The organism is Rhizobacter sp. P5_C2 (assembly GCF_054049715.1).
This window is the reverse complement of the sequence record NZ_JBFULV010000005.1, coordinates 81,397-102,216: the sequence shown is the minus strand read 5'-3', so window position 1 is coordinate 102,216 and position 20,820 is coordinate 81,397. Positions and strand designations below refer to the sequence as shown.

At 68.2% G+C, this 20,820-nt stretch carries 20 protein-coding genes; 12 read left to right on the top strand and 8 right to left on the bottom strand.

Annotated features, from left to right (window positions below; translation table 11 throughout):
• Positions 1-10 precede the first annotated feature (10 nt).
• Positions 11-379, bottom strand: a complete 369-nt coding sequence (locus ACXJLU_RS03130; RefSeq protein ID WP_457329014.1) for a hypothetical protein — start codon at positions 377-379, stop codon at positions 11-13.
• 94 nt (positions 380-473) lie between these two features.
• Between ACXJLU_RS03130 and ACXJLU_RS03125 the strand changes: the two genes are divergently transcribed.
• The 3 genes from ACXJLU_RS03125 to ACXJLU_RS03115 all read left to right on the top strand — a co-directional run bounded on the left by ACXJLU_RS03125 (position 474) and on the right by ACXJLU_RS03115 (position 2,286).
• The gene (locus ACXJLU_RS03125) at positions 474-1,241 is read left to right on the top strand and encodes a class I SAM-dependent methyltransferase (RefSeq protein WP_457329013.1); all 768 of its coding nucleotides are present in this window, start codon (positions 474-476) and stop codon (positions 1,239-1,241) included.
• Entirely contained in the window at positions 1,238-1,675 is a 438-nt protein-coding gene (locus tag ACXJLU_RS03120; RefSeq protein ID WP_457329012.1) for a nucleotide triphosphate diphosphatase NUDT15, read from the top strand. The genes ACXJLU_RS03125 and ACXJLU_RS03120 overlap by 4 nt, the downstream gene beginning before the upstream one ends.
• A 77-nt stretch (positions 1,676-1,752) precedes the next feature.
• Positions 1,753-2,286: a hypothetical protein gene (locus tag ACXJLU_RS03115; protein WP_457329011.1), complete on the top strand. Its 534-nt coding sequence runs from the start codon at positions 1,753-1,755 to the stop codon at positions 2,284-2,286.
• Here the strand turns inward: ACXJLU_RS03115 and ACXJLU_RS03110 are convergent.
• Positions 2,267-3,214, bottom strand: coding sequence for a ketopantoate reductase family protein (locus ACXJLU_RS03110; RefSeq protein ID WP_457329010.1), 948 nt, complete (start codon positions 3,212-3,214; stop codon positions 2,267-2,269). The genes ACXJLU_RS03115 and ACXJLU_RS03110 overlap by 20 nt on opposite strands.
• 57 nt (positions 3,215-3,271) lie before the next feature.
• On the bottom strand, positions 3,272-4,129 hold the full coding sequence (locus tag ACXJLU_RS03105; protein WP_457329009.1) for an oxidoreductase: 858 nt from the start codon (positions 4,127-4,129) through the stop codon (positions 3,272-3,274).
• A 111-nt stretch (positions 4,130-4,240) separates the two neighbouring features.
• Here ACXJLU_RS03105 and ACXJLU_RS03100 point away from each other — a divergent pair, with 111 nt between their 5' ends.
• Together ACXJLU_RS03100 and ACXJLU_RS03095 are read left to right on the top strand one after the other, a co-directional pair.
• Positions 4,241-5,209 (top strand): LysR family transcriptional regulator, encoded by a 969-nt coding sequence (locus ACXJLU_RS03100; protein ID WP_457329008.1) that lies wholly within the window; start codon positions 4,241-4,243, stop codon positions 5,207-5,209.
• Between the two features lie 203 nt (positions 5,210-5,412).
• A complete protein-coding gene (locus tag ACXJLU_RS03095; RefSeq protein WP_457329007.1) occupies positions 5,413-5,736 on the top strand; it encodes a helix-turn-helix domain-containing protein in 324 nt (107 codons plus the stop codon).
• A 9-nt stretch (positions 5,737-5,745) separates the two neighbouring features.
• Here ACXJLU_RS03095 and pssA read toward each other — a convergent pair whose 3' ends face one another.
• The 3 genes from pssA to ACXJLU_RS03080 form a co-directional block, all read right to left on the bottom strand.
• Complete coding sequence (gene pssA, locus ACXJLU_RS03090; RefSeq protein ID WP_457329006.1) at positions 5,746-6,360, bottom strand: CDP-diacylglycerol--serine O-phosphatidyltransferase; 615 nt, start codon at positions 6,358-6,360, stop codon at positions 5,746-5,748.
• Between the two features lie 75 nt (positions 6,361-6,435).
• Positions 6,436-9,237 carry an AbfB domain-containing protein gene (locus tag ACXJLU_RS03085; protein WP_457329005.1) on the bottom strand — a complete coding sequence of 934 codons (2,802 nt, stop codon included), beginning with the start codon at positions 9,235-9,237 and terminating at the stop codon, positions 6,436-6,438.
• A gap of 172 nt (positions 9,238-9,409) precedes the next feature.
• A complete protein-coding gene (locus ACXJLU_RS03080) occupies positions 9,410-10,501 on the bottom strand; it encodes a LacI family DNA-binding transcriptional regulator (protein WP_457329004.1) in 1,092 nt (363 codons plus the stop codon).
• A gap of 142 nt (positions 10,502-10,643) precedes the next feature.
• Between ACXJLU_RS03080 and ACXJLU_RS03075 the strand changes: the two genes are divergently transcribed.
• The 6 genes from ACXJLU_RS03075 to ACXJLU_RS03050 all read left to right on the top strand — a co-directional run bounded on the left by ACXJLU_RS03075 (position 10,644) and on the right by ACXJLU_RS03050 (position 16,887).
• Complete coding sequence (locus tag ACXJLU_RS03075) at positions 10,644-11,753, top strand: glycoside hydrolase family 16 protein (RefSeq protein ID WP_457329003.1); 1,110 nt, start codon at positions 10,644-10,646, stop codon at positions 11,751-11,753.
• A gap of 40 nt (positions 11,754-11,793) precedes the next feature.
• Positions 11,794-12,432 carry a phosphoribosyltransferase gene (locus ACXJLU_RS03070; RefSeq protein WP_457329001.1) on the top strand — a complete coding sequence of 213 codons (639 nt, stop codon included), beginning with the start codon at positions 11,794-11,796 and terminating at the stop codon, positions 12,430-12,432.
• A 98-nt stretch (positions 12,433-12,530) separates the two neighbouring features.
• Positions 12,531-12,815 (top strand): helix-turn-helix domain-containing protein, encoded by a 285-nt coding sequence (locus tag ACXJLU_RS03065; protein ID WP_457329000.1) that lies wholly within the window; start codon positions 12,531-12,533, stop codon positions 12,813-12,815.
• A gap of 73 nt (positions 12,816-12,888) precedes the next feature.
• Positions 12,889-13,287, top strand: coding sequence for a DUF2946 domain-containing protein (locus ACXJLU_RS03060; RefSeq protein ID WP_457328999.1), 399 nt, complete (start codon positions 12,889-12,891; stop codon positions 13,285-13,287).
• Positions 13,288-13,374: 87 nt separating this feature from the next.
• Positions 13,375-14,799 (top strand): PepSY-associated TM helix domain-containing protein, encoded by a 1,425-nt coding sequence (locus ACXJLU_RS03055; RefSeq protein WP_457328998.1) that lies wholly within the window; start codon positions 13,375-13,377, stop codon positions 14,797-14,799.
• A 126-nt stretch (positions 14,800-14,925) separates the two neighbouring features.
• Complete coding sequence (locus ACXJLU_RS03050; RefSeq protein ID WP_457328997.1) at positions 14,926-16,887, top strand: glycosyl hydrolase family 18 protein; 1,962 nt, start codon at positions 14,926-14,928, stop codon at positions 16,885-16,887.
• 81 nt (positions 16,888-16,968) lie between these two features.
• Here the strand turns inward: ACXJLU_RS03050 and ACXJLU_RS03045 are convergent, their stop codons facing one another.
• Entirely contained in the window at positions 16,969-17,853 is an 885-nt protein-coding gene (locus tag ACXJLU_RS03045) for a LysR family transcriptional regulator (RefSeq protein ID WP_457328996.1), read from the bottom strand.
• Between the two features lie 98 nt (positions 17,854-17,951).
• Here ACXJLU_RS03045 and metE point away from each other — a divergent pair, with 98 nt between their 5' ends.
• Positions 17,952-20,279, top strand: a complete 2,328-nt coding sequence (metE, locus tag ACXJLU_RS03040) for a 5-methyltetrahydropteroyltriglutamate--homocysteine S-methyltransferase (protein WP_457328995.1) — start codon at positions 17,952-17,954, stop codon at positions 20,277-20,279.
• A 72-nt stretch (positions 20,280-20,351) separates the two neighbouring features.
• Here metE and ACXJLU_RS03035 read toward each other — a convergent pair whose 3' ends face one another.
• Entirely contained in the window at positions 20,352-20,720 is a 369-nt protein-coding gene (locus ACXJLU_RS03035) for a DUF1428 domain-containing protein (protein WP_457328994.1), read from the bottom strand.
• Between the last annotated feature and the right edge of the window lie 100 nt (positions 20,721-20,820).

Genomic DNA, 20,820 nt, shown 5'->3' with positions numbered 1-20,820 from the left:
GGACGCCCGATCAGACCGCCAGCATCAGGTGCGGGTGGCTGGCGTAGTTGCGCTGCTCGCTGACCTTGTCCTGCGCGAGTTCGACCGCGATGCCGTCTGACTTGTGCCCGTCGAGCGGCGACTTCTGGCATTGCTGCTGCATGTGCTGCTGCAGCATGAAGTCGAACATCTCGACCAGTTCGGGGCTGCGCGTCGTGTGGGCGACGCCGGGCTCGGCCGGCTTCGCGCCGGGCGCCTCGATGGCAGGATCGCCGGCCGGCCGTCGCAACGCACCGATCGATGCCGCCTGGAAGGCGGACTGACCGGGCTGCAAGGGCATCGGTCCGATCGACCGGTACGAGGCAAGCGGGGACGGTGCGGCGCTGACGGTGATGCTCATGGCGGGTCTTTCTGGAAGGGCCTGTGGTTCCCATGCTGCGCGCCGCCCGGGTCGCGGGCGGCATCGCGTGCGATGTCATGCATGATTTGGCGAAATGACAAGCTCCTTCTACGACCACCTCGCACCGCACTACCACTTGCTCTACGGCGACTGGGAGAGCGCGATCCAGCGGCAAGGGCAGGCGCTGGCCACGCTGCTGGCGGAAGAAGGCGTGCAGCCCGGCGACCCGGTGCTGGACGCAGCCTGCGGCATAGGCACACAGACGCTCGGACTGCTCGCGCACGGCCACCGCGTCGTCGCGTCGGACATCTCGCCCGCGGCGGTGGAACGACTGAAGGCGGAGCTGCAACGCCGCTCGCTGAACGCGCTGGCCGGCGTCGACGACCTGCGGACGCTGGCGCACGTGACCACCGGCTCGATGGCCGCCGTGCTCGCCTGCGACAACAGCGTGCCGCACCTGCTGACGGACGACGATCTGCTGGCGTGCTTTCGCCAGGCCCACCGCTGCCTGCGGCCGGGCGGCAGCCTCGTGATTTCCGTGCGCGACTACGCCGCCGTCGTCCGCAAGACGCCCGACGTGCATCCGTATGGCATGCACAAGCACGCCGACGGCCACCGCTTCATCGCCGTCCAGGTCTGGGAGTGGGACGGTGAGCACTACGACCTGCGCATGTACCTGACGACCGAAGCGCCGGATGGCATCTGCACGACCCGTGTCGCGACAAGCCGCTACTACGCGGTGAGCATCGAGCGACTGACCGAGTTGATGCACGAGGCCGGCTTCGCACAGGTGCAACGCCGCGACGATGTGCTGTTCCAGCCGGTGCTCATCGGCAGGACCCGGAAGGCCGCAGCGCCATGACATACGTCGGGGTGGGCGTGGGCGTGGGCATCCTCGTGCTGCGCGACGGCCAGCTGCTGCTCGGCCGCCGGCGCGGCTCGCACGGCGCAGCCACTTGGTCGGCACCCGGCGGGCGCCTGGAGTACGGCGAGTCGATCGAAGACTGCGCGCGCCGCGAGTTGCTGGAAGAGACGGGGCTCGTGCTCGGCCCCTGCGAGCGCGGCCCATACACCAGCGATGTGTTCGACGAGGTCCGCCAGCACTACCTGACCGTCTTCGTGGTGGCGCGGCACACGCTCGGCGAGCCGGCGACGCTGGAGCCGGACAAGTGCGACGGCTGGCAGTGGTTCGCCTGGTCGGCGCTGCCGCAGCCGCTGTTCGCGCCGCTGTGCAGTCTGCAAGCCACCGGCTTCGATCCAGGCTCGCCTTGTGCGGATTCCGTCTCATCAACGTGAAGGACGCCACGTCATCCGCATCGATATCTGACAGACCGTTCCGTATGATCCGCGGCTTCATCCACTTGGAACGCGTCATGTCCCTTCGCCTGTTGCCCTTCCTCGCCGCGACCGCCCTGATGACCGGTTGTGCCTTCAACGTCGCGCCCTACGGCGCTTCCGTCAAGAACGTGGAAGCCCTCAAGGCGACCAGCATCAAGCCGGTGTCGGTCGCGAAGTTCCAGGCCGCCAAGCCTGGCGACGCTTCGATCTCGTGCCGTGCCGCCGGCTCCGTCAAGGTCGAGCCCAGCTTCGAGACCTACATCGAGAAAGCCTTCATCGACGAGCTGAAGCTGGCCGGCCTGTACGACCCGGCTTCGAGCCTGAAGCTGTCGGGCAAGCTCGAGCAGATCGATTTCAGCTCGGGCATCAGCGATGGCAACTGGACGTTCACGCTGGTCGTCTCGAACGCCCGCAACGAAAGCTTCTCGACCCAGTCGAAGTTCCCGTTCTCGGGCAGCTTCATCGCCGACAAGGCCTGCCAGGAAGTGGCGCAGGCCTTCGGCCCGGCCGTGCAGAAGCTGATCGAGGACGTGGTCCGCAATCCGAAGTTCAAGCAGATCGCGAGCTGAGACTTGGCGCTGATCGGGCTTCGGCCTCGATCAGCGTGACCAGCGTGTGCAGCACGCGGTTGACCGGCGTCGGCACGCCATGCCGTTCACCGCGCCGCACGACCAGCCCGTTCAGGTGGTCGATCTCGCTGGGCTTGCCGCGCATCACGTCCTGCGCGGTCGACGAGAACTGGCCCGGCATCGTCGCGGCCAGCCCGCGCACCGTGGCTTCCACGTCGCCGGGCACCTGCACGCCTTCGGCCTGCGCGACCGCCAGGCATTCGGCGATCACGTCGTGCATCACCTGCGGCACGCCGGGGTGGTCGACGAAGCGGCCGTACGGCACGCGGCCGATCGCCGAGATCGCGTTGTAGGCGCAGTTCAGGATCAGCTTGGCCCATAGCGCGCCGCGCACGTTGTCGGAGACCGTCGCCGGCACGCCGGCGGCGGCCAGCACCTCGACCAGGCTGGCCGCGACGCTGTTCGGCGCGATCACCAGCTCGCCGCGGCCGTGGTGCAGCAGGTGCCCCGGCCCCGCCATCTCGGTGGCCACGTAGACCACGCTGGCGGCCACCTCGTTCGACAGCACGCCGCGCACCCGCTCGTCGTTGTCGACGCCGTTCTGCAGCGTCAGCACCAGAGCACCGGGCGACAGGTGCGGGCGCATCGCAGCGGCGGCGGATTCGGTGTCGGTGGATTTCACGCAGAACAGCACCAGCTGCGCGCCCTGCACCGCCGCCACGTCGGTGCTCGCCTGCAGGCGAACGCGCTCGTCGAACGTGCGCGTCTGCATGCGCAGGCCGTCGCGCGCAATGGCGTCCACATGCTGCGGCCGCGCGATCAGCGTCACCTGGTGGCCGGCGCGCGCCAGCATGCCGCCGAAGTAGCAGCCGACGGCGCCGGCGCCCATCACGGCGACGGTCCAGGGGGTGACGGAGCTGCGGTCCATGGCGGTCTTCGGAGTGGCGAGGGCCGCAGTGTCCGACAGATGCCACCCTGGCGCCGCTCAGGTGCCTTTCGGGAAATCGGTCGACGCCGACAACCGCTCCCACGTCGTCGTCTCGCGCTCGACGAACGCGTGCTTGTCGCGGATCGTCTGCAGCGTGTCGGTGCCCAGCGGCAGCCGCAGCGGCGGCGTGGCCGACTCGACCAGCGCGAGCATCGCCTGCGCAAGCCGCTGCGGATCGCCCGGCTGGTTCAGGCTGATGCGCTTCGCGGCCTCGCGCACCTGGCCGGCGGTGGGCGCGTAGTCGTCGACGATGCGCGGCGACACCACCAGCGACGACTGCTCGAGGAACTCGGTGCGGAAGTAGCCGGGCTCGACGACCGTCGCATGGATGCCCAGCGGTTGCAGCTCGGCATGCAAGGCCTCGGTCAGTCCTTCGACCGCGAACTTGGTCGAGCAATAGACGCCGAAGCCGGCACCCGAGCGGTAGCCGCCGAGCGACGAGATATTGATCACGTGGCCGCTGCGGCGCGCGCGCATCGACGGCAGCACCGCCCGCGTGACGTTCAGCAGCCCGAAGACGTTGGTCTCGTACAGGCGGCGCACTTCGTCGGCGCTCGCCTCCTCGACGGCACCGAGCAGTCCGAAGCCGGCGTTGTTGACCAGCACATCGATGCGGCCGAAGCGCGCCAGCGCGGCCGTGACGGCGGCGGCCGACTGCGCCTCGGACGTGACGTCGAGCGCCACCGCCAGCAGGCCCGGCTGCGCACCGAAGCGCTGTTCCAGCGTGCTCGCATCGCGCGAGGTGGCGACGACCGCATCGCCCTGCGCGAGCGCCGCGTCGACGATGCGTGCGCCGATGCCGCGTGCCGCGCCGGTGACGAACCAGACGCGCTTGAAATCGGAAGTGCTTGCCATGGTGATGTCCTTGATGTGGTGGTGGAGTGACGCAACTTTAGGCACTCGATTGAGCTTGAACTAGCCCACAATCACTGGCGACATCCGCAAGCCAATCGTGACAATCCCACCATGGCCTTCAACGAACTCCGGGCGATCGCCACCTTCATCCACGCCGCCGAGCTGGGCAGCCTGCGCCAGGCCGCCACGGCCCAGGCCATCACGCCGCAGGCGGCCAGCCAGGCGCTCGCACAACTCGAATCACACCTGGGGGTGCGGCTCTTCCACCGCACGACGCGGCGGCTCAGCCTGACCGAAGAGGGCAGCCGTTTCCTCGAGGCCGCTCAGCCGGGCCTGTCGACGCTGCAGCGCGCGCTGCACGGCGCACGCCGCGACCGCGAAGAGATTGCCGGGCCGCTGCGCATCGTCGCGTCGCGCTCGCTGATGCTGCCGGTGCTGTGGCCGGTGCTGGCGGAGTTCTGCGAGCGGCATCCTGAGATCGAGCCGGACGTGCAGCTGGACGATCGCCTGGGCAACTGGGTCGCGGACCGGGTCGACGTCGGCTTCCGCGCCGGCACACCGCCGGACGACGGCGTGATCTCGCGCCGACTCTTCCCGCTGCAGCTGGTGGTGTGCGCGACACCGGGCTACCTGGCGAAGCACGGCACGCCACGGCACATCGACGATCTGGCGCACCACCGCTGCAGCGGCTTCCGGCATCCGTCGACCAACAAGGTGATGCCATGGGAGTTCAAGGTCGGCGCCGAGATCGTCGCGCGCGACTTCGCGCCGGTGCTGTGCACCAACGATGTCGAGCTGGAGGCCAACGCGGTGCTGTCAGGCCATGCGATCGGCCAGTTGGTGGGAGCGACCGCCGCACCGTTCGTGCGCAGCGGCCGGCTGGTGCCGGTGCTGACCGAGCACGTCGCCGAGCACCTGAACCTGTACCTCTACTACGGCAGCCGTGTCGCCCAACCGGCGCGCGTGCGGGCTTTCATCGACCTGGTGGTGGAGCGGGTGGCGGGGAATGCGGCGTTCTTTCTGGAGCCGCATGAGCTGAGCGGAACAAAGCGGCGCAGAAGCGCAAGACAAGGGTCGTGAAAGTGCAGGCAATGAGGACACGACAGCAGGTGCGATTTGATAACTTGTATCGCGTTCCGCCGATTGTGCGCCGCTGTCCTGCAGGCGATTCGCGGCCAGGCTGAGGATCTCGGCGGCGGCGTTTTCAAGAAGCGGCTATGCCGGATTGGATGATTCACAAGTGATCCAGCTGATCGCGAACGGACAGTTCGTGGAGATTTGCAATGCCGACAAAGCGTAAGTTCAAAAGCGATGCCTTTGAGGCCATCCATCAATCCGCGATGGCGCTCAGGCAGGTTGGCGCCATCGACAAGGCGACGATGCGTCAGTTTGACGAAACCTGCGTGTCAGCGCCGTCGGCGATCAGTCCGGTCCAGATCAAGCGCATCCGCGAAGGCGCTCACGTCAGCCAACCGGTCTTTGCCCTCTACCTGAACACCAGTGAATCGACGGTGCAGAAGTGGGAGGCTGGCACCAAACGCCCCAGCGGCATGGCGCTCAAGCTGCTGTCGATCGTGCGCAAACACGGCCTGCAGGTTCTCGCCTGACGCATCCGATCAAGGCTTCGGGATCCTGATCCGGCTGATCATCAGCGACCCCGACAGCCCGAACAGCAGCACCAGCGGGTGGAAGTAGTGCTCGCCGACCATCACCTCGCCGAACCACAGGTTCGGGCCGAGCGCGCCGGCCCAGGCGGCCACGCCGAGCATCAGCACCAGCACGATCGAGGTCGGGATCGGCGTGCCTTCGAAGTGGGTGACCTTGCCGCTGTCGTCCGACAGCGCCTCGGCGGTGACGTTGTAGCGGGCGAGGCGCGACACGCCGCAGGCGACGAAGTACGCGAGCACGATGCGGTCGTACAGGCCGCGCATGCCGCAGCCGTAGGCGATGATCGCCGGCGCGACGCCGAACGAGATCACGTCGGCCAGCGAATCGAGCTCGCGGCCCAGCGCCGAGGCCTTCTGGCGCCAGCGCGCGACGCGGCCGTCGAGGATGTCGAACACCAGCGCGGCGATCACCAGGCCGCAGGCGAAGTGGATGTGCACCACGTTCGCGCTCGCGAGGTAGGACATCATCGAGAACAGCGCGCCGGTGCCCGACACGGCGTTGCCGAGCGTGAACCAGTCGGCGAGGTGGAACTCGCGGATCATCGAAAACGGCTTCGGCTTCATGCGCTGGCGCTCCATCGTCGGTCGGGCGGGCAGTTTAGGGCCTGTTCACCCTGTTGACCGCCCGCCCCTGCCGCATCAAGGCGCCCAGGCGTTCTCCACCGCCCACTTGGTGTCGGCATCGAAGCCGCCCGAGGTGTTCCAGCTGCTGCCGCCCTGGCCGTCGGCGATCCACACCTCGGCCGCGTAGTGGCGCAGGTAGCGGTTCGGGTAGTTCGACGCCGCGAAGCGCGTGCCGGCGCTGCCGTCGGCCGTGCCCTGCGCGCAGAAGGTGGCGTCGGCGCGGTACAGCGCGCTGTCCTGCAGCGCGTCGCGGCGCACGCGCGATGCGCTGTGCCGCAGGTACTCGCCGGGGAAGTTGCGCGACTCGAACGAGTAGCAGCTCGCATCCGCCAGCCCCGGCACCATGCGCCAGCTGGCATCCAGCTTCAGCGTGGCGTCGCTCGCGGCCGTGACGACCTCGGTGTAGGCCAGTGCGTTCTGGTGCCGCAAGTAGCGGTTGTCGAAACCGGGCGTCAGCACGCGCAGCGAGTGCACGGTGTTCGCCCCTACCAGCACGCTGCTGCGCCACCAGCCGGTGGCCGGTGCCCACGACGCATCGGCGCGGTAGCCGCTGGTGTCCTGCAGCGGATTCAGCCAGACCTCCGCATTGGCGTGCCGCACGTAGTGGCCGGGCAGGTTCTTCGACTCCAGCGACAGCCCGCCGCCGCCGTCCAGCGCCTTGCGCGGGCAGAAGGTGGCGTCAGCCTGGAACAGCGCGCTGCCGTCGCTCGGGTCGATGCGCAGCCTGTAGTTCTGGTGGCGCAGGAACTGCCCCGGCTGGTTGATCGATTCGAACGACAGGCAGCTGCTGTCGGCCAGCCCGTTGACGACCTTCCACGAGCTGTCCTTCTTCAGCAGCTCGCTGCTGTTGGCATCGACCACCTCGGTCACGCCCAGGCTGCCGGCGTGACGCAGGTAGCGGTTGGTCACGCCCGGCGTCACGGTGCGGAACGAGTACGAGCTGCCGCGCCGCAGGTACGGCTCGCCGCCGATCAGCGCCTGGTGCGCCGTCTTCAGCCGCGCGAAATCCATCTTGCGCACCTGCCGGTCGTAGGTCAGGAAGCCGTTCAGCTCGTCCTCGACGTCGGTGATCTCGGTGTAGACCGCCGCGCTCAGGCCGCGCGACACCGCCAGCTCGCGCAGGCCGTTCACCTGCTCGAGGTAGACGTTGGTGAGCGTCGCCGCATCGGGGTAGAGCGTGTAGCAGCAGGTCGACGCCGGGTTCCACATGTGGCCGTCGACGCGCAGCCCGTTGCCGCCGAATTCACCGAGCACCGAGATGCGGTTCGGCTGGTACGCCGGTGCGCTCGGCCCCGGGTAGTCGTGGTTGTCGATCAGGTCGCCGGTGCCCTGGTCGCCGGGCGCGAAGTTGATGCCCGAGTGGGTGTCGGTCAGCCGGCTCGGGTCCCAGGCCTTGAACTGGTTGGCCATGCGGACCATGTCGAAATCGCCCCAGCTCTCGTTGAAGATCACCCAGGTGACGACGGCCGGCGACGAACGGTGCTCGTCGACGATCTCGCGGTCTTCGGCCTCGACCTTGGCGCGCACCGCGGCGCTCGATTCGGCGTCCCACGCATGCGGCATGTCCTGCCACACCAGCAGGCCCAGCTTGTCGGCCCAGTAGAACCAGCGCTGCGGCTCCACCTTGATGTGCTTGCGCACCATGTTCAGGCCCAGGTCCTTGATGGCCTGCAGGTCGGACTTCAGCGCCTCGTCGGTCGGCGCGGTGTACAGGCCGTCGGGCCAGAAGCCCTGGTCGAGCGGGCCGTACTGGAACACGAACTTGCCGTTCAGCAAGGGGCGCGGCACGCCGTCGACGGTGCCGACGGCGATCGAGCGCATGCCGAAGTAGCTGCCGACCTCGTCGACCAGCACGCCGTTGTTGCGCACGCGGACCTTCAGGTCGTACAGGAAGGGATCGTCGGGCGACCACCGATGCGCGTTCGGCACCGGCACCGTGAACTCGACATCGGCACTGCCGGTGGCCACGCCCACCTGCGCGCCGCCGCTCGATGCGACGGCTTCGATCGCCTGGCCGGCCAGCCCGCTGCCGCGCACGATCACGCGCAGCCGGTTGTTCGGCAGGTCGGGGGTCAGGTCGAGCCGCGTGATGTGCGGTGCCGCGACCGGCTCCAGCCATACCGTCTGCCAGATGCCCGAGCTCGGCGTGTAGAAGATGCCGCCGGGGTTCAGCGTCTGCTTGCCCAGCATGTCGTCGCCGGTGGTCGGGTCGAACGCGCCGACCACCAGGTCGTTGCTGCCGCTGCGCAGGTACGGCGTGATGTCGAAGCTGAACGCGTCGTAGCCGCCGCTGTGCTGGCCGACCTGCTGGCCGTTGACGTAGACGGTGGCCTTGCGATCGACCGCGCCGAAGTTCAGCTTCACGCGCTTGCCGCTCCAGCCGGCCGGCACGGTGAACGCGCGCTTGTACCAGAGGTTGCGATCGTTCATGCGCTGGATGCCGGAGAGGTAGGACTCCACCGGGTACGGCACCTTGATCTGCTCCGGGTTGGCTGGGAAGCCGGGCGCGGTGGCCGGCGGGCTGTCGGCGTTCGGCGCGGCGCTGCCGCCGTTGTAGCTCCAGGTGCCGTTGAGGTTGAGCCAGTCGGTGCGCGTCAGCTGCGGGCGCGGGTACTCGGGCAGTGGCACCGCGGCCTGCTGCGCGGCGGCGGTCCACGGGGTCGTCAGGCGCGCGCTGACGGCCTGGGCGGATTCGTGGGAAGGGCTCGCCTGCTGCTGCGGGCCATCGGTGGCCGCAGAATCGCTGCCGCCGCCGCAACTGGCGGTGATCAATGGGACGAGCAGAGTCGCCAGCCATCGCCGGTAGGTGGTGTTCATCGTGTCTCCTTCTGTAGCCTCGGAACGGGTGTTTGCGGCGCCAGCTCGATGACGGACGGCTCGCGCCAGGGGCACGGCTCATCGCTAATAATTGACTAATATTAGGCGCACGCCCACCGCTGCGCGTCAACTGGGCAGGTGTAAGGCCGTGTGAGGAGAAAGGATTCCCTGATCAGCCGACCGTCTGGCGCGGTACCAACCGGCCATCGACCTTGACGCGCCGGCGCCGCCCATCCGGCGCGGCGACCTGGGCCAGCAGCATCTCCACCGCGAGCCGCCCCATCTCGTAGTTGGGCAGCACCAGCGTGGTCAGCGGCGGGCTGGTGTGGCGCGCGATCTCCTGGTCGTCGTAGCCGATCACGGCCACATCGCGCGGCACCTGCTTGCCGAGCTCGCGCAGCGCCTCGATGCAACCGACGGCCATCAGGTCGTTGGCGCAGAAAACCGCGGTCGGCGGCTTCGGCTGCTTCATCAGCGACAGCGTGTGGTCGTGGCCTGAAGCGACGTGCCAGTCGCCCTCGCGCACGAGGGCCGCGTCATAGGCGATGTCGGCGCTCGCGAGCGCGCGGCGGTAGCCCTTCAGCCGATCGCGCGCGGCGTCCATCCAGGGTTCGCCGTTGATGAAGGCGATGCGGCGATGACCGGCATCGAGCAGGCATTCGGTCGCGACGAAGCCCCCCAGCACCTCGGACGGCTCGACCGACGAGAAGCGCGGCTCGCCGCCCGACGCGGGCTCGGCCTCGCTGCAGTTCAGCAGCACGGTGGGCACGCGCCCGAGCTGCGGCGGCACGCTGACCTGGCGCGTGAAGATCGTCGAGTAGATGACGCCGATCAGCGCCGGGTTGGCCAGCATCGTCGACAGCACGGCGGCCTCGATGCCGGCGTTCGAGCGCGTCGCGAACACTGCCACCAGCGCGCCCTGGTTCCAGGCCTCGTCCTTCGCGCCGTCGATCGACAGCACCGGGTGCGGGCTGGTGGAGACCTCGTCGACCAGGTAGAGGATCAGCGGCGTGGACGCGGCGACCGTGCGAGCCCGGCCCCGGCGCCCGGAKGCTGCGGCCGTGCCGCGCCGGTCCGGCAGCCGGTAGCCGAGTTCGGCGGCCACGCGCAGCACGCGGGCGCGCGTCTCGTCCGATAGCTGGGTGCCGGTCATGCCGTTGAGCACCAGCGACACCGTCGACTGCGACACCGCGGCCTGCGTCGCGACGTCGGTCATCGTGACGCGGCGGGCGGGCTCGGTGGCGGGCGGCGCTTTGGCGGGCATGTCGACAGCAGGTGGATTACTAATAAGGCGCGGGCTCGGTGCTCATATGGTACGGGAGCGACTACAAGATGTAGCGATCGTCACGCCGGGCTTGCGGGTGGTGGGCGTTGCAGCAGGCATGCTGCGGGCCGGAGGAAGAATCATGACCCTGAACAACACCCGACTTCATTCGATGGCTCGCCTGGCCGCGCTGTGCGCCGGCGTGCTGGCCCTGGCCGCTTGCGGCGGCAGCGACGACACCTCGGCACCGCCGCCGGTCAGCTCGGCGCCTTCACCGGCACCCGCACCCGCACCCGCACCCGCACCCGCACCCGCACCCGCACCTGCGCCGGCACCTGCGCCGGCACCATCGCCCGCGCCTGCTCCTGCACCCACCCCATCGCCTGCACCGGCGCCGGCTCCAGCGCCGGCCCCTTCGCCGGCGCCCGCTCCTGCGCCGTCGCCCTCCCCTGCTCCGGCACCAGCTCCCGCCCCGGCACCCGCACCCGCACCCGCACCGGCTCCAGCCCCGAGCAACGCCCCCGCCGGCTACACCCTCGTCTGGTCCGACGAGTTCGACACCGGCACGCTGCCCGATGCGAGCAAGTGGGTCTACGACACCGAGGCCAACGCGACCGGCTGGTACAACAACGAGCTGCAGTACTACGCGGTGGCCCGCGCCGAGAACTCGAAGATCAGCGACGGCAAGCTGGTCATCACCGCGCGCAAGGAGCGCCTGACCAGCGCGAAGGACTACGGCGGCCAGGACTACAGCTCGGCGCGCCTGATCACGAACGGCAAGGTGAGCTGGACCTACGGCTTCTTCGAGATCCGCGCCAAGCTGCCCTGCGGGCGCGGCACCTGGCCGGCGATCTGGATGCTGGGAAGCACCGGCGACTGGCCGGCCGGCGGTGAGATCGACATCATGGAGCAGGTCGGCAAGAACCCGACCGCGATCGAGGGCACCATCCACACCACCTCGACCGCAGGCACCTTCGGCGACGGCGGCGAGACGAAGATCAACGACGCCTGCAGCGCCTTCCACAACTACCAGCTGACCTGGACGCCCGAGAGCCTGGTCATCGGCGTCGACAACAAGCCCTTCCACACCTACGCCAACAAGCACCAGGGCTCCGCGAGCTGGCCGTTCGACAAGCCGCAGTACCTGCTGTTGAACCTGGCGATCGGCGGCGACATGGGCGGATCGGTCGACGACACGATCTTCCCGGTCAGCATGGAGGTCGACTACGTGAAGGTCTGGCAGAAGAAGTGACGCCGCGGCACAGTCGCTCCTGCTGACGAAGGAGTCGTCGATGCAGGAGCCGTTGTTCCACGACCGCCGCGATGCGGGGGAGGTGCTCGCCCGGCGCCTGTCCGCATACCGTGCCCGGCCGGACACGCTGGTGCTCGCGCTGCCGCGCGGCGGCGTGCCCGTGGGCCACGCGGTGGCGCAGGCGCTCGGCTTGCCGCTCGATGTGTTCGTCGTGCGCAAGCTCGGCGTGCCGGGCCACGATGAGTTCGCGATGGGCGCCATCGCCAGTGGCGGCGTGCGCGTGATGAACGGCGACGTGGTGCGCATGCTGGGCATCGCCGCGGCGCAGATCGAGGCGGTCGCACAGGCCGAGGCGCTCGAACTCGCGCGGCGCGAGCGGCTCTACCGCGATGCGCGCCCGGCGCTGGTGATCGCGCAGCGCACGGTGCTGCTGGTCGACGACGGCATCGCGACCGGCGCGACGATGCGGGCCGCGGCGCGGGCCCTGCGCGCGATGGCCCCGGCGCGCATCGTCATCGCGGTGCCGACCGGCGCCGGCAGCACCTGCCACGCGTTGCGACGCGAGGCCGACGAGGTCGTCTGCGCGACGACGCCCGAGCCGTTCCGCGCGGTGGGTTGCTGGTACGAGGACTTTGCGCAGACGAGCGACGAGGAGGTCCGGAGCTTGCTGCAGCCGTGAAATGCCCCTTATTTTTATGCCGTATATGACATATCTTCTCTGCGGATCCCGTGGATTCACCCGGGGGACCTCACCAAGTCATATAGCAAATACAGCATATGGACAACCTGTCATCACTGGGCCGAGAAATCGCCCGCCTCCGGCAAGCCCAAGGGCTGACGCAGAAGGCCTTGGCGGAGCTGAGCGGCATCGGGTCGTCGACGCTCGCGCGCTTCGAGACCGGCGGCGTCGCCGAGTTCGGATCGGGCAAGCTGCTGCGCCTGCTCGATGCGCTCGGGCATGAGCTGAGCTTCTCGCCGCGCAATCGCGTCTTCACGCTGGACGATGCGCTGGCAGAGCGCCGACGCTCGCTGGACGCCAATGCAGGCAGTGGCGAAGACTGAATCGCTCCGTTGGCGCGCAGCGGTATGCAGCGTCGGACGCCTTGGCATTCGACACCGGCGATACCATCCGCGCATGCCACGCGCCTCGTCGGCCAGACACCTCATTGCATGGATCGCCAGTCTGGCGATCCTGATGGGGGCATTGGCGCCCGCCATCTCCCATGCAGTGGCACGTGGCACCGGCTCGTCGAGTGCCTGGGCGGAAATCTGCTCCGCGCTCGGCGCGAAGCTGGTGCGTGTCGACGACGACGCCGGCGACCAGCGCAACCCGGCCGCGCCCGGTGAGCATGCGTTCCAGCATTGCCTGTATTGCAGCTTCCACGCCGCAGCGCCGGGCTTGCCGCCGACCTCGGCGCTCGAGCTTCAGCTTCCGTTGCTGCAGTTCCAGGCTCCGGCGCCGTTTCTCTCCGGGCCGGCGACTGCCTTCGTCTGGCTGAGTGCGCAGTCGCGCGCGCCGCCCGTCATCTCCTGAACTTTCGGATCGCCCTGGCCGGCTCCTCGCCGGACCACGGTCGTTGCCCATGTGCCGCGGCTCTCGTCGCGGCCGTCAGGAGTTTCCATGAATCACATCGCATCCGGTTCCGGCGCGCGTGCCGACGCAGCCGCCAGGTCGAGCAGCCTCTACCGCGCCGTCTGGCGCTGGCACTTCTACGCGGGGCTGTTGTGCCTGCCCTTTCTCGTGATGATGGCCATCACGGGCGCGCTGTACCTGTTTCGCGACGAGATCGACGCCATCGTCTACCGCGACCTGCTCCAGGTGCCGGCCGCCGCGTCTCGGGCACTGCCGCCCGAGGCGCTGGTCGCGAACGCGGTCGCTGCCGTTCCCGGAAGCGTCCGGCGCTACGTGCCCGCGGCTGCGGCGGGCCGCAGCGCGGAGGTCGGCATCGCGGGCGCCGACGGCCAGCGCATCACCGTCTACCTCGATCCATCGACGGGCGCGGTGCTCGGCCATCTCCGCGACGACCGGAAGCTGATGGAGGTCGTCAAGCACATCCACTCGCTCGTCATTGCAGGAACGGTCGCCAACCATGGCATCGAGATCGTGGCCGGGTGGACCATCGTGCTCGTCGTGACCGGCACCTGCCTGTGGTGGCCGCGCGGTCGCAGCGGCGGCGTCATCAGCGTGCGCGGCTCGCCGGCGAAACGCCTGTGGTGGCGCGACCTGCATGCCGTCACCGGCGCGTTCGCGGCCATCGCGATCCTCTTCCTCGCGGTGACCGGCATGCCCTGGTCGGCCTTCTGGGGCCACCAGTTCGGCGCGTTGACCAATGCCTGGGGCATCGGCCTTCCGGCCTATGTGTGGAGCAAGGCACCTCCATCGACCGTCCCGATGGCGCAGCAAGGCGAGGTACCCTGGACACTGGGCCAGGCGACCGTCCCGCTGTCGGCCGCTGCGCCGGCAGATCCGCATGCAGGGCACGCAGGGCATGGCGGCGGCGGACCGGTGCCGACCGCCACGTCGGGCGCCATCGGCCTCGATGCCGCCATCGCGACATTCGAGAGGCTGCAGCTCGAACCGGGCTACAGCGTCAACCTGCCCAACGGCCCGCGCGGGGTCTACACGGCGATGCTGTTCCCGGACGACGTCACGCATGAACGCGTGATTCACCTGGATCAATACAGCGGCCGGCCGTTGATCGATGTCGGCTATGCCGACTACGGCGTGGCCGGCAAGGCGACCGAATGGGGGGTCAGCCTGCACACCGGCCGCCAGTTCGGGCTGGTGAACCAGCTCGTGATGCTGGCCGGTTGCCTGGCCATCATCGCGTTGGCCGTCACATCCGCCGTGATGTGGTGGAAGCGTCGACCCGGGGGCCAACTGGCCGCCCCCGAGCGCAAGGACGGTGACCGCCTGGCCCGCCCGGTCATCGCCATCGCGGTGGTCCTCGGGCTGCTCTATCCGTTGCTGGGTGCCTCGATGCTGGCCGCGCTGGCCCTCGATGCAGCGTTGCCGCGCGCCTGGCGTGCGCGCTTTGCCTTGTGACGCGTTCTGCGGCCGAGCCCGCTTTGCAAGCGGTTGGAATTGGTATCTTTGAGAAACCGAGATTGGAATACCAATTCAGTACCAGCACACTCCCTCCTGGTTCAAGGATCCACAGGAGAGATGAAGATGAAAACATTGGGTATGACCATGGTTGCCGTCGCGATCGGCAGCATGTGGGGGCAGGTCCAGGCCGCATCGGCCAGCGACACGCAGCGCGTCTGGGCCAGCGACGTGCAACTGGCGCAGTCCAGCGCGCCCGCCTGGCGCGAAGGCGTCACCTACACCGTCGGCACGGTGGTGAGCTATGGCGGCCGCGACTATGTCGCGCTCGTCACGCACACCGCCTGGGCCGGCACCAACTGGACGCCGGCGACCACGCCGTCGCTGTGGTCGCCGACCAACGGCAGCGCACCCGCACCGGCTCCTGCCCCCGCGCCGTCGCCCGCACCGGCGCCGAGCCCCGCTCCCTCGCCGGCCCCCGCGCCGAACCCGGGCGGCACCTGCTACCTCGCGTGGGTGGCTGGAACCGCGTACACCGGCGGCGCGACCGTCAGCTACAACGGCGTGAACTACAAGGCCAACTACTGGACGCAGAACAACAACCCGGCCAGCAGCAGCGGCCCCGCAGGCAGCGGCCAACCGTGGACGGCCGTCGGCAATTGCGCAGGCGCTCCGGCCCCTGCACCGGCGCCCGCCCCTGCACCTGCACCGGCTCCCGCGCCAGCCCCCGCTCCGGCGCCGGCACCCTCGCCTGCACCGGCTCCCGCTCCGGCACCTGCCCCGGCGCCCGCGCCTGCCCCGGCTCCCGGCGGCCGCCAGGTCGGTTCCTACTTCACGCAGTGGGGCGTGTATGGCCGCGGCTATGAGGTCGCCGACATCATCTCGTCGGGCTCGGCCAATGCGCTGACCTTCGTCAACTACGCCTTCGCGAACATCTACCAGAAGAATGGCGGGTACGAGTGTGCACAAGGCATCGACAAGCTCGAGCCGGGTGCGACGAACCCGAACGATCCGAGCGCCGGCACCGGCGGTGACGCCTGGGCCGACTATGGCCGCACGCCGTTGCGCCTGGTCGGTGCCGCGCCGACCTGGGATTCGAAGCTGGCCGGTTCCTTCAACGAACTGAAGGGCCTCAAGGCGAAGTACCCGAACCTGAAGGTGCTGATCTCGCTCGGCGGCTGGACGTGGTCGAAGTGGTTCTCCGCCGCTTCGCAGACCGATGCGCTGCGCAAGCAGCTGGTCAGCTCCTGCCTGAACATCTACATCAAGGGCAACCTGCCGGCCTACAGCGGCAAGGGCGGTGACGGCGTGCTGGCCGGCGTGTTCGACGGCGTCGACATCGACTGGGAATTCCCGGCCGTGATCGGCCAGCCGTACAACACCGTGAGCGCGGCCGACCGCCACAACTTCACGCTGCTGATGAAGGAGTTCCGCACCCAGCTCGACGCGGTGAACGGCAAGCACTACCTGCTGACCGCCGCGCTCGGCTCGGGCAAGGACAAGATCGACGCCACCGAGCCCGGTCAGTACGGCCAGTACATGGACTGGGTCAACCTGATGAGCTACGACTTCCACGGTGGGTTCGAGCCGCAGGGCCCGACCGACTTCCAGTCGAACCTCTATCCGGATCCCTCCGGCCCGAACTACTACGACCCGCTGAAGCCGGGCGTGCGCAGCGTCGCGTCGTACTACAACATCGACGAGGCGGTCGGCATCCTGCTGCAGTCCGGCATGCCGGCGGGCAAGATCAACCTCGGCGTGCCGTTCTACGGCCGGGGCTGGACGGGCGTGGCGAACGTCAACAACGGCCTGTACCAGAAGGCCAGCGCTCCGGCGCGCGGCACCTACGAGGCGGGCATCGAGGACTACAAGGTCCTGAAGAACGCCCCGGGCACGGTGTTCGTGCATCCGGTGACGAAGCAGAGCTACAAGTTCGACGGCACGAACTTCTGGAGCTACGACACGCCGGAAGTGATCCAGACGAAGATCAACTACCTGAAGTCCAAGGGACTGGGTGGCATCTTCAGCTGGTCGCTGGACGGTGACCTGAGCGGCGAGCTGATGAAAGCCACCGCCGGCGCGAAGTAAGCCACGCCGTCGTCGCACACCCGACAGGGTGTGCGACCTGTGCGTCGAGAGGCCTTCCCTGATCGGGACAGGCCTCTTTTTTCATGGCGACCGGCGCGCCAGGTCGACGAAGGCGTGCATGTAGTCGATGTCGATGTCCGCCTCGCGGGCCCCGAGGAAGATCTGCTTGGCAATGCCACGCGGTCCCAGGCGCACGGCCACGACATCCATCTTCTGGGCGTACTCCTCCACCAGCCAGCGCGGCAACGCCGCCACGCCGCGGCCGCTGACGACCATCTGCAACATGATGTCGGTGGTCTCGATGGTCTTGTGCGCCTTGGGCGTCACGCCGGCCGGCATCAGGAACTGCGTGTAGACGTCGAGCCGGTCCGTGGCCACCGGGTAGGTGATCAGCACCTCCGGCGTCAATTGCTTCGGCTTGACGTAGGCCGCCGTCGCCAACGGATGATCACGCCCGACGACCAGCACCTGCTCGTAGTCGAACACCGGCTCGAAGTGCAGCCCCGGCTTGTAGAGCGGGTCGGGCGTCACCAGCATGTCGATCTCGTAGCCGAACAGCGCGCCGATGCCGCCAAACTGGAATTTCTGCTTCACGTCGACATCGACGTCGGGCCAGGCAGCGAGGTAGGGCGACACCACCTTCAGCAGCCACTGGTAGCACGGGTGGCATTCCATGCCGATGCGCAGCGCGCCGCGCTCGCCTTGCGCGAACTGGCGCAGCCGCTCTTCGGCCAGGTCGAGCTGCGGCAGCACGCGATTGGCCACCGCCAGCACGTACTGCCCCGCCTGCGTGAGCCGCAGGCTGCGGCCCTCGCGCAGCCAGATGTCGGTGCCCAGCTGCTGCTCCAGCTTCTTCATCGAATGGCTGAGGGCCGATTGCGTCAGGCACAGCACCGCGGCGGCCGCTGTCAACGAACCCTGCTTCTCGACCTCTTGAACGATGGCCAGATGACTTCGCTCCAGCATGTGTATGAGCCGTTTTCATGGATTGTCAAATTAATACCATTTTACTTCATGCTGAAGGCTCCGTAACCTGGGGTTGTTTCTCCACGATTGCCTCCGCCATGACCACGACCCACAACCTCGGCTTTCCCCGCATCGGCGCCAAGCGCGAACTGAAGTTCGCGCTCGAGTCCTACTGGAAGGGCGACTCCTCGCGCGACGAACTCAAGGCCCTCGGTGCCCACCTGCGCCAGCGCCACTGGATCAACCAGACCGGCCTGGACCTCGTTCCGGTCGGCGACTTCGCGTTCTACGACCAGATGCTCGACATGAGCTTCACGCTCGGCAACCTGCCGGAGCGCGTGAAGGGCTTCCAGGGCGACGTGCTGGACAACTACTTCCGCGTCGCGCGCGGCCGTTCTGCAGAGACGGCCGAAGCCCACGCCGGCTGCTGCGGCGGTGGCGTCGCCGCCGGCGAGATGACCAAGTGGTTCGACACCAACTACCACTACATCGTCCCCGAGTTCACCGCGGCCACGCAGTTCAAGCTCGACGCGTCGCGCCTGCTGGAACAGCTGGAAGAAGCGCGCCAGGCCGGCGTCAAGGCCAAGCCGGTGATCGTCGGTCCGGTCACCTACCTGGCGCTGGGCAAGGCGAAGGACGATTCCAGCAAGCTCGCGCTGCTAGAACGCCTGGTGCCGGTCTACGCCGAACTGCTGGAAAAGCTCGCCGCCGCGGGCGTTGAGTGGGTGCAGATCGACGAGCCCATCCTCGTGACCGAGCTCGATGCCGACTGGCAACATGCGTTCAATACCGCGTACCACGATCTGAAGAGCTGCCGCGTCAAGCTGCTGCTGGCCACCTACTTCGGCCCGCTCGAAGAGAACCGCCACCTCGCCGCCAACCTGCCGGTGGCCGGCCTGCACATCGACGCGATCAACGGGCGTGACGACATCCAGCCGCTGCTCAACATCCTGTCGCCGCTGAAGGTGCTGTCGCTGGGCGTGATCAACGGCCGCAACATCTGGAAGACCGACCTGAACGCGGTGCTCGACTGGATCGAGCCGCTGAAGGAGCGCCTGGGCGATCGGCTGTGGATCGCGCCGTCGTGCTCGCTGCTGCACGTGCCGGTCGACCTGGCGAGCGAGCAGAAGCTGGATGCCGACCTGAAGTCGTGGCTCGCGTACGCGCTGCAGAAGCTGGACGAGCTGAGGCTGCTGGCCGCCGCGCTGAAGAACGGCCGCGATTCGGTCAAGGCCGAGCTGGCCGCCAACCAGGCCGCCATCGAGGCGCGCCGCAACTCTCCGCGCGTCCACAACCCGGCGGTGAAGGCCGCCGTCGCCCAGCTGAACGCCGCCCTCGGCGAGCGCAAGAGCGCCTATGCGACGCGCGCCCCGAAGCAGGCCGCGCTGCTGAAGCTGCCGCCCTTCCCCACCACCACCATCGGCTCGTTCCCGCAGACCGCCGACATTCGCCACGCCCGCAGCGAGTTCAAGGCCGGTCGGCTGGATGAAGCCGGCTACAAGGCCGCGATGCAGGCCGAGATCCAGCGCAGCGTGCGCGAGCAGGAAGCGCTGGACCTGGACGTGCTGGTGCACGGCGAGGCCGAGCGCAACGACATGGTCGAGTACTTCGGCGAGCAGCTCGACGGCTATGCCTTCAGCCAGTTCGGCTGGGTGCAGTCGTACGGCTCACGCTGCGTGAAGCCGCCGATCCTGTTCGGCGACATCAGCCGCCCGAAGGCGATGACGGTCGAGTGGATCCGCTATGCGCAATCGCTGACCAAGCGCCCGATGAAGGGCATGCTGACGGGCCCGGTGACGATCCTGAACTGGTCCTTCGTGCGCGACGACCAACCGCGCTCGGTGTCCTGCCACCAGCTCGCGCTGGCCATCCGCCAGGAGGTGCTGGACCTGGAGCAGGCCGGCGTGCGCGTGATCCAGATCGACGAGGCCGCGCTGCGCGAAGGCCTGCCGTTGCGCAAGTCGCAGTGGAAGGGGTATCTCGACTGGGCGGTCGAATCGTTCCGCATCACCGCGAACGGCGTCGAGGACGAAACGCAGATCCACACCCACATGTGCTATTCGGAGTTCAACGACATCATCGCGTCGATCGCCGACATGGACGCCGACGTGATCACGATCGAGACCTCGCGCTCGGACATGGAGCTGCTCGATGCCTTCGAGAACTTCAAGTACCCGAACGAGATCGGCCCGGGCGTCTACGACATACATTCGCCGAACATCCCGACGCAGGAGCACATCGTGCAGCTGATGAAGAAGGCGGCCGAGCGCGTGCCGGCCGAGCGGCTGTGGGTCAACCCGGACTGCGGGCTGAAGACGCGCCAGTGGGCCGAGGTGATCCCGGCGCTGACCAACATGGTGTCGGCCGCCAAGGCGCTGCGCCAGACCGCCTGCTCCTCGCGTTTTGCCATCCGGTTCAGGGAGTGATTCGGGTTTGCGCCGACGGCGATCCGAGGACGTCGCCGCGCCGGTGCGTGAGAAGAGTCACGAGGTCGCCCCTCAAGCCTTCACTTCGACCACCTGTTCGAAGCCGCCGAAGATCATGCGTTTGCCGTCGAAGGGCATGGGCGGGTTGCCGGGCGTGGAAGGATCCATGCGCGGGTCTTCCATCATCTTCTTCATGCCGGCGTCGCGCGTGGCCTTGTCCGGCCATTCGACCCACGAAAAGGCCACCGTCTCCTCACCCGTGGCCTGGACTGCGCGGCGGAAATCGGTCACTTTGCCGTCGGGGACGTCGTCGCCCCAGCCTTCGATCACGCGGATCGCGCCCAGCTCGATGAACATCGAGTCGAAATGGCGCGCGTGCTCGATGAACTTCTGCTTGTTGGCGGTGGGGACCGCGATCACGAAACCATCGATGTAGGACATGTCTTCGCTCCTGTTGAGTTGAACGGTGGGCGCGCTCGCCTGAGGGCACCTCGTATCCCTTCGACGAACGACGGGAAGCCAAATCGACATCGTTTCAACA

Bases quoted from the DNA above. Each gene is read 5' to 3' on its own strand.
- ACXJLU_RS03130 (WP_457329014.1), bottom strand. From the start codon at position 379: ATGAGCATCACCGTCAGCGCCGCACCGTCCCCGCTTGCCTCGTACCGG.
- ACXJLU_RS03125 (WP_457329013.1), top strand. From the start codon at position 474: ATGACAAGCTCCTTCTACGACCACCTCGCACCGCACTACCACTTGCTC.
- ACXJLU_RS03120 (WP_457329012.1), top strand. From the start codon at position 1,238: ATGACATACGTCGGGGTGGGCGTGGGCGTGGGCATCCTCGTGCTGCGC.
- ACXJLU_RS03115 (WP_457329011.1), top strand. From the start codon at position 1,753: ATGTCCCTTCGCCTGTTGCCCTTCCTCGCCGCGACCGCCCTGATGACC.
- ACXJLU_RS03110 (WP_457329010.1), bottom strand. From the start codon at position 3,214: ATGGACCGCAGCTCCGTCACCCCCTGGACCGTCGCCGTGATGGGCGCC.
- ACXJLU_RS03105 (WP_457329009.1), bottom strand. From the start codon at position 4,129: ATGGCAAGCACTTCCGATTTCAAGCGCGTCTGGTTCGTCACCGGCGCG.
- ACXJLU_RS03100 (WP_457329008.1), top strand. From the start codon at position 4,241: ATGGCCTTCAACGAACTCCGGGCGATCGCCACCTTCATCCACGCCGCC.
- ACXJLU_RS03095 (WP_457329007.1), top strand. From the start codon at position 5,413: ATGCCGACAAAGCGTAAGTTCAAAAGCGATGCCTTTGAGGCCATCCAT.
- pssA (WP_457329006.1), bottom strand. From the start codon at position 6,360: ATGAAGCCGAAGCCGTTTTCGATGATCCGCGAGTTCCACCTCGCCGAC.
- ACXJLU_RS03085 (WP_457329005.1), bottom strand. From the start codon at position 9,237: ATGAACACCACCTACCGGCGATGGCTGGCGACTCTGCTCGTCCCATTG.
- ACXJLU_RS03075 (WP_457329003.1), top strand. From the start codon at position 10,644: ATGACCCTGAACAACACCCGACTTCATTCGATGGCTCGCCTGGCCGCG.
- ACXJLU_RS03070 (WP_457329001.1), top strand. From the start codon at position 11,794: ATGCAGGAGCCGTTGTTCCACGACCGCCGCGATGCGGGGGAGGTGCTC.
- ACXJLU_RS03065 (WP_457329000.1), top strand. From the start codon at position 12,531: ATGGACAACCTGTCATCACTGGGCCGAGAAATCGCCCGCCTCCGGCAA.
- ACXJLU_RS03060 (WP_457328999.1), top strand. From the start codon at position 12,889: ATGCCACGCGCCTCGTCGGCCAGACACCTCATTGCATGGATCGCCAGT.
- ACXJLU_RS03055 (WP_457328998.1), top strand. From the start codon at position 13,375: ATGAATCACATCGCATCCGGTTCCGGCGCGCGTGCCGACGCAGCCGCC.
- ACXJLU_RS03050 (WP_457328997.1), top strand. From the start codon at position 14,926: ATGAAAACATTGGGTATGACCATGGTTGCCGTCGCGATCGGCAGCATG.
- ACXJLU_RS03045 (WP_457328996.1), bottom strand. From the start codon at position 17,853: ATGCTGGAGCGAAGTCATCTGGCCATCGTTCAAGAGGTCGAGAAGCAG.
- metE (WP_457328995.1), top strand. From the start codon at position 17,952: ATGACCACGACCCACAACCTCGGCTTTCCCCGCATCGGCGCCAAGCGC.
- ACXJLU_RS03035 (WP_457328994.1), bottom strand. From the start codon at position 20,720: ATGTCCTACATCGATGGTTTCGTGATCGCGGTCCCCACCGCCAACAAG.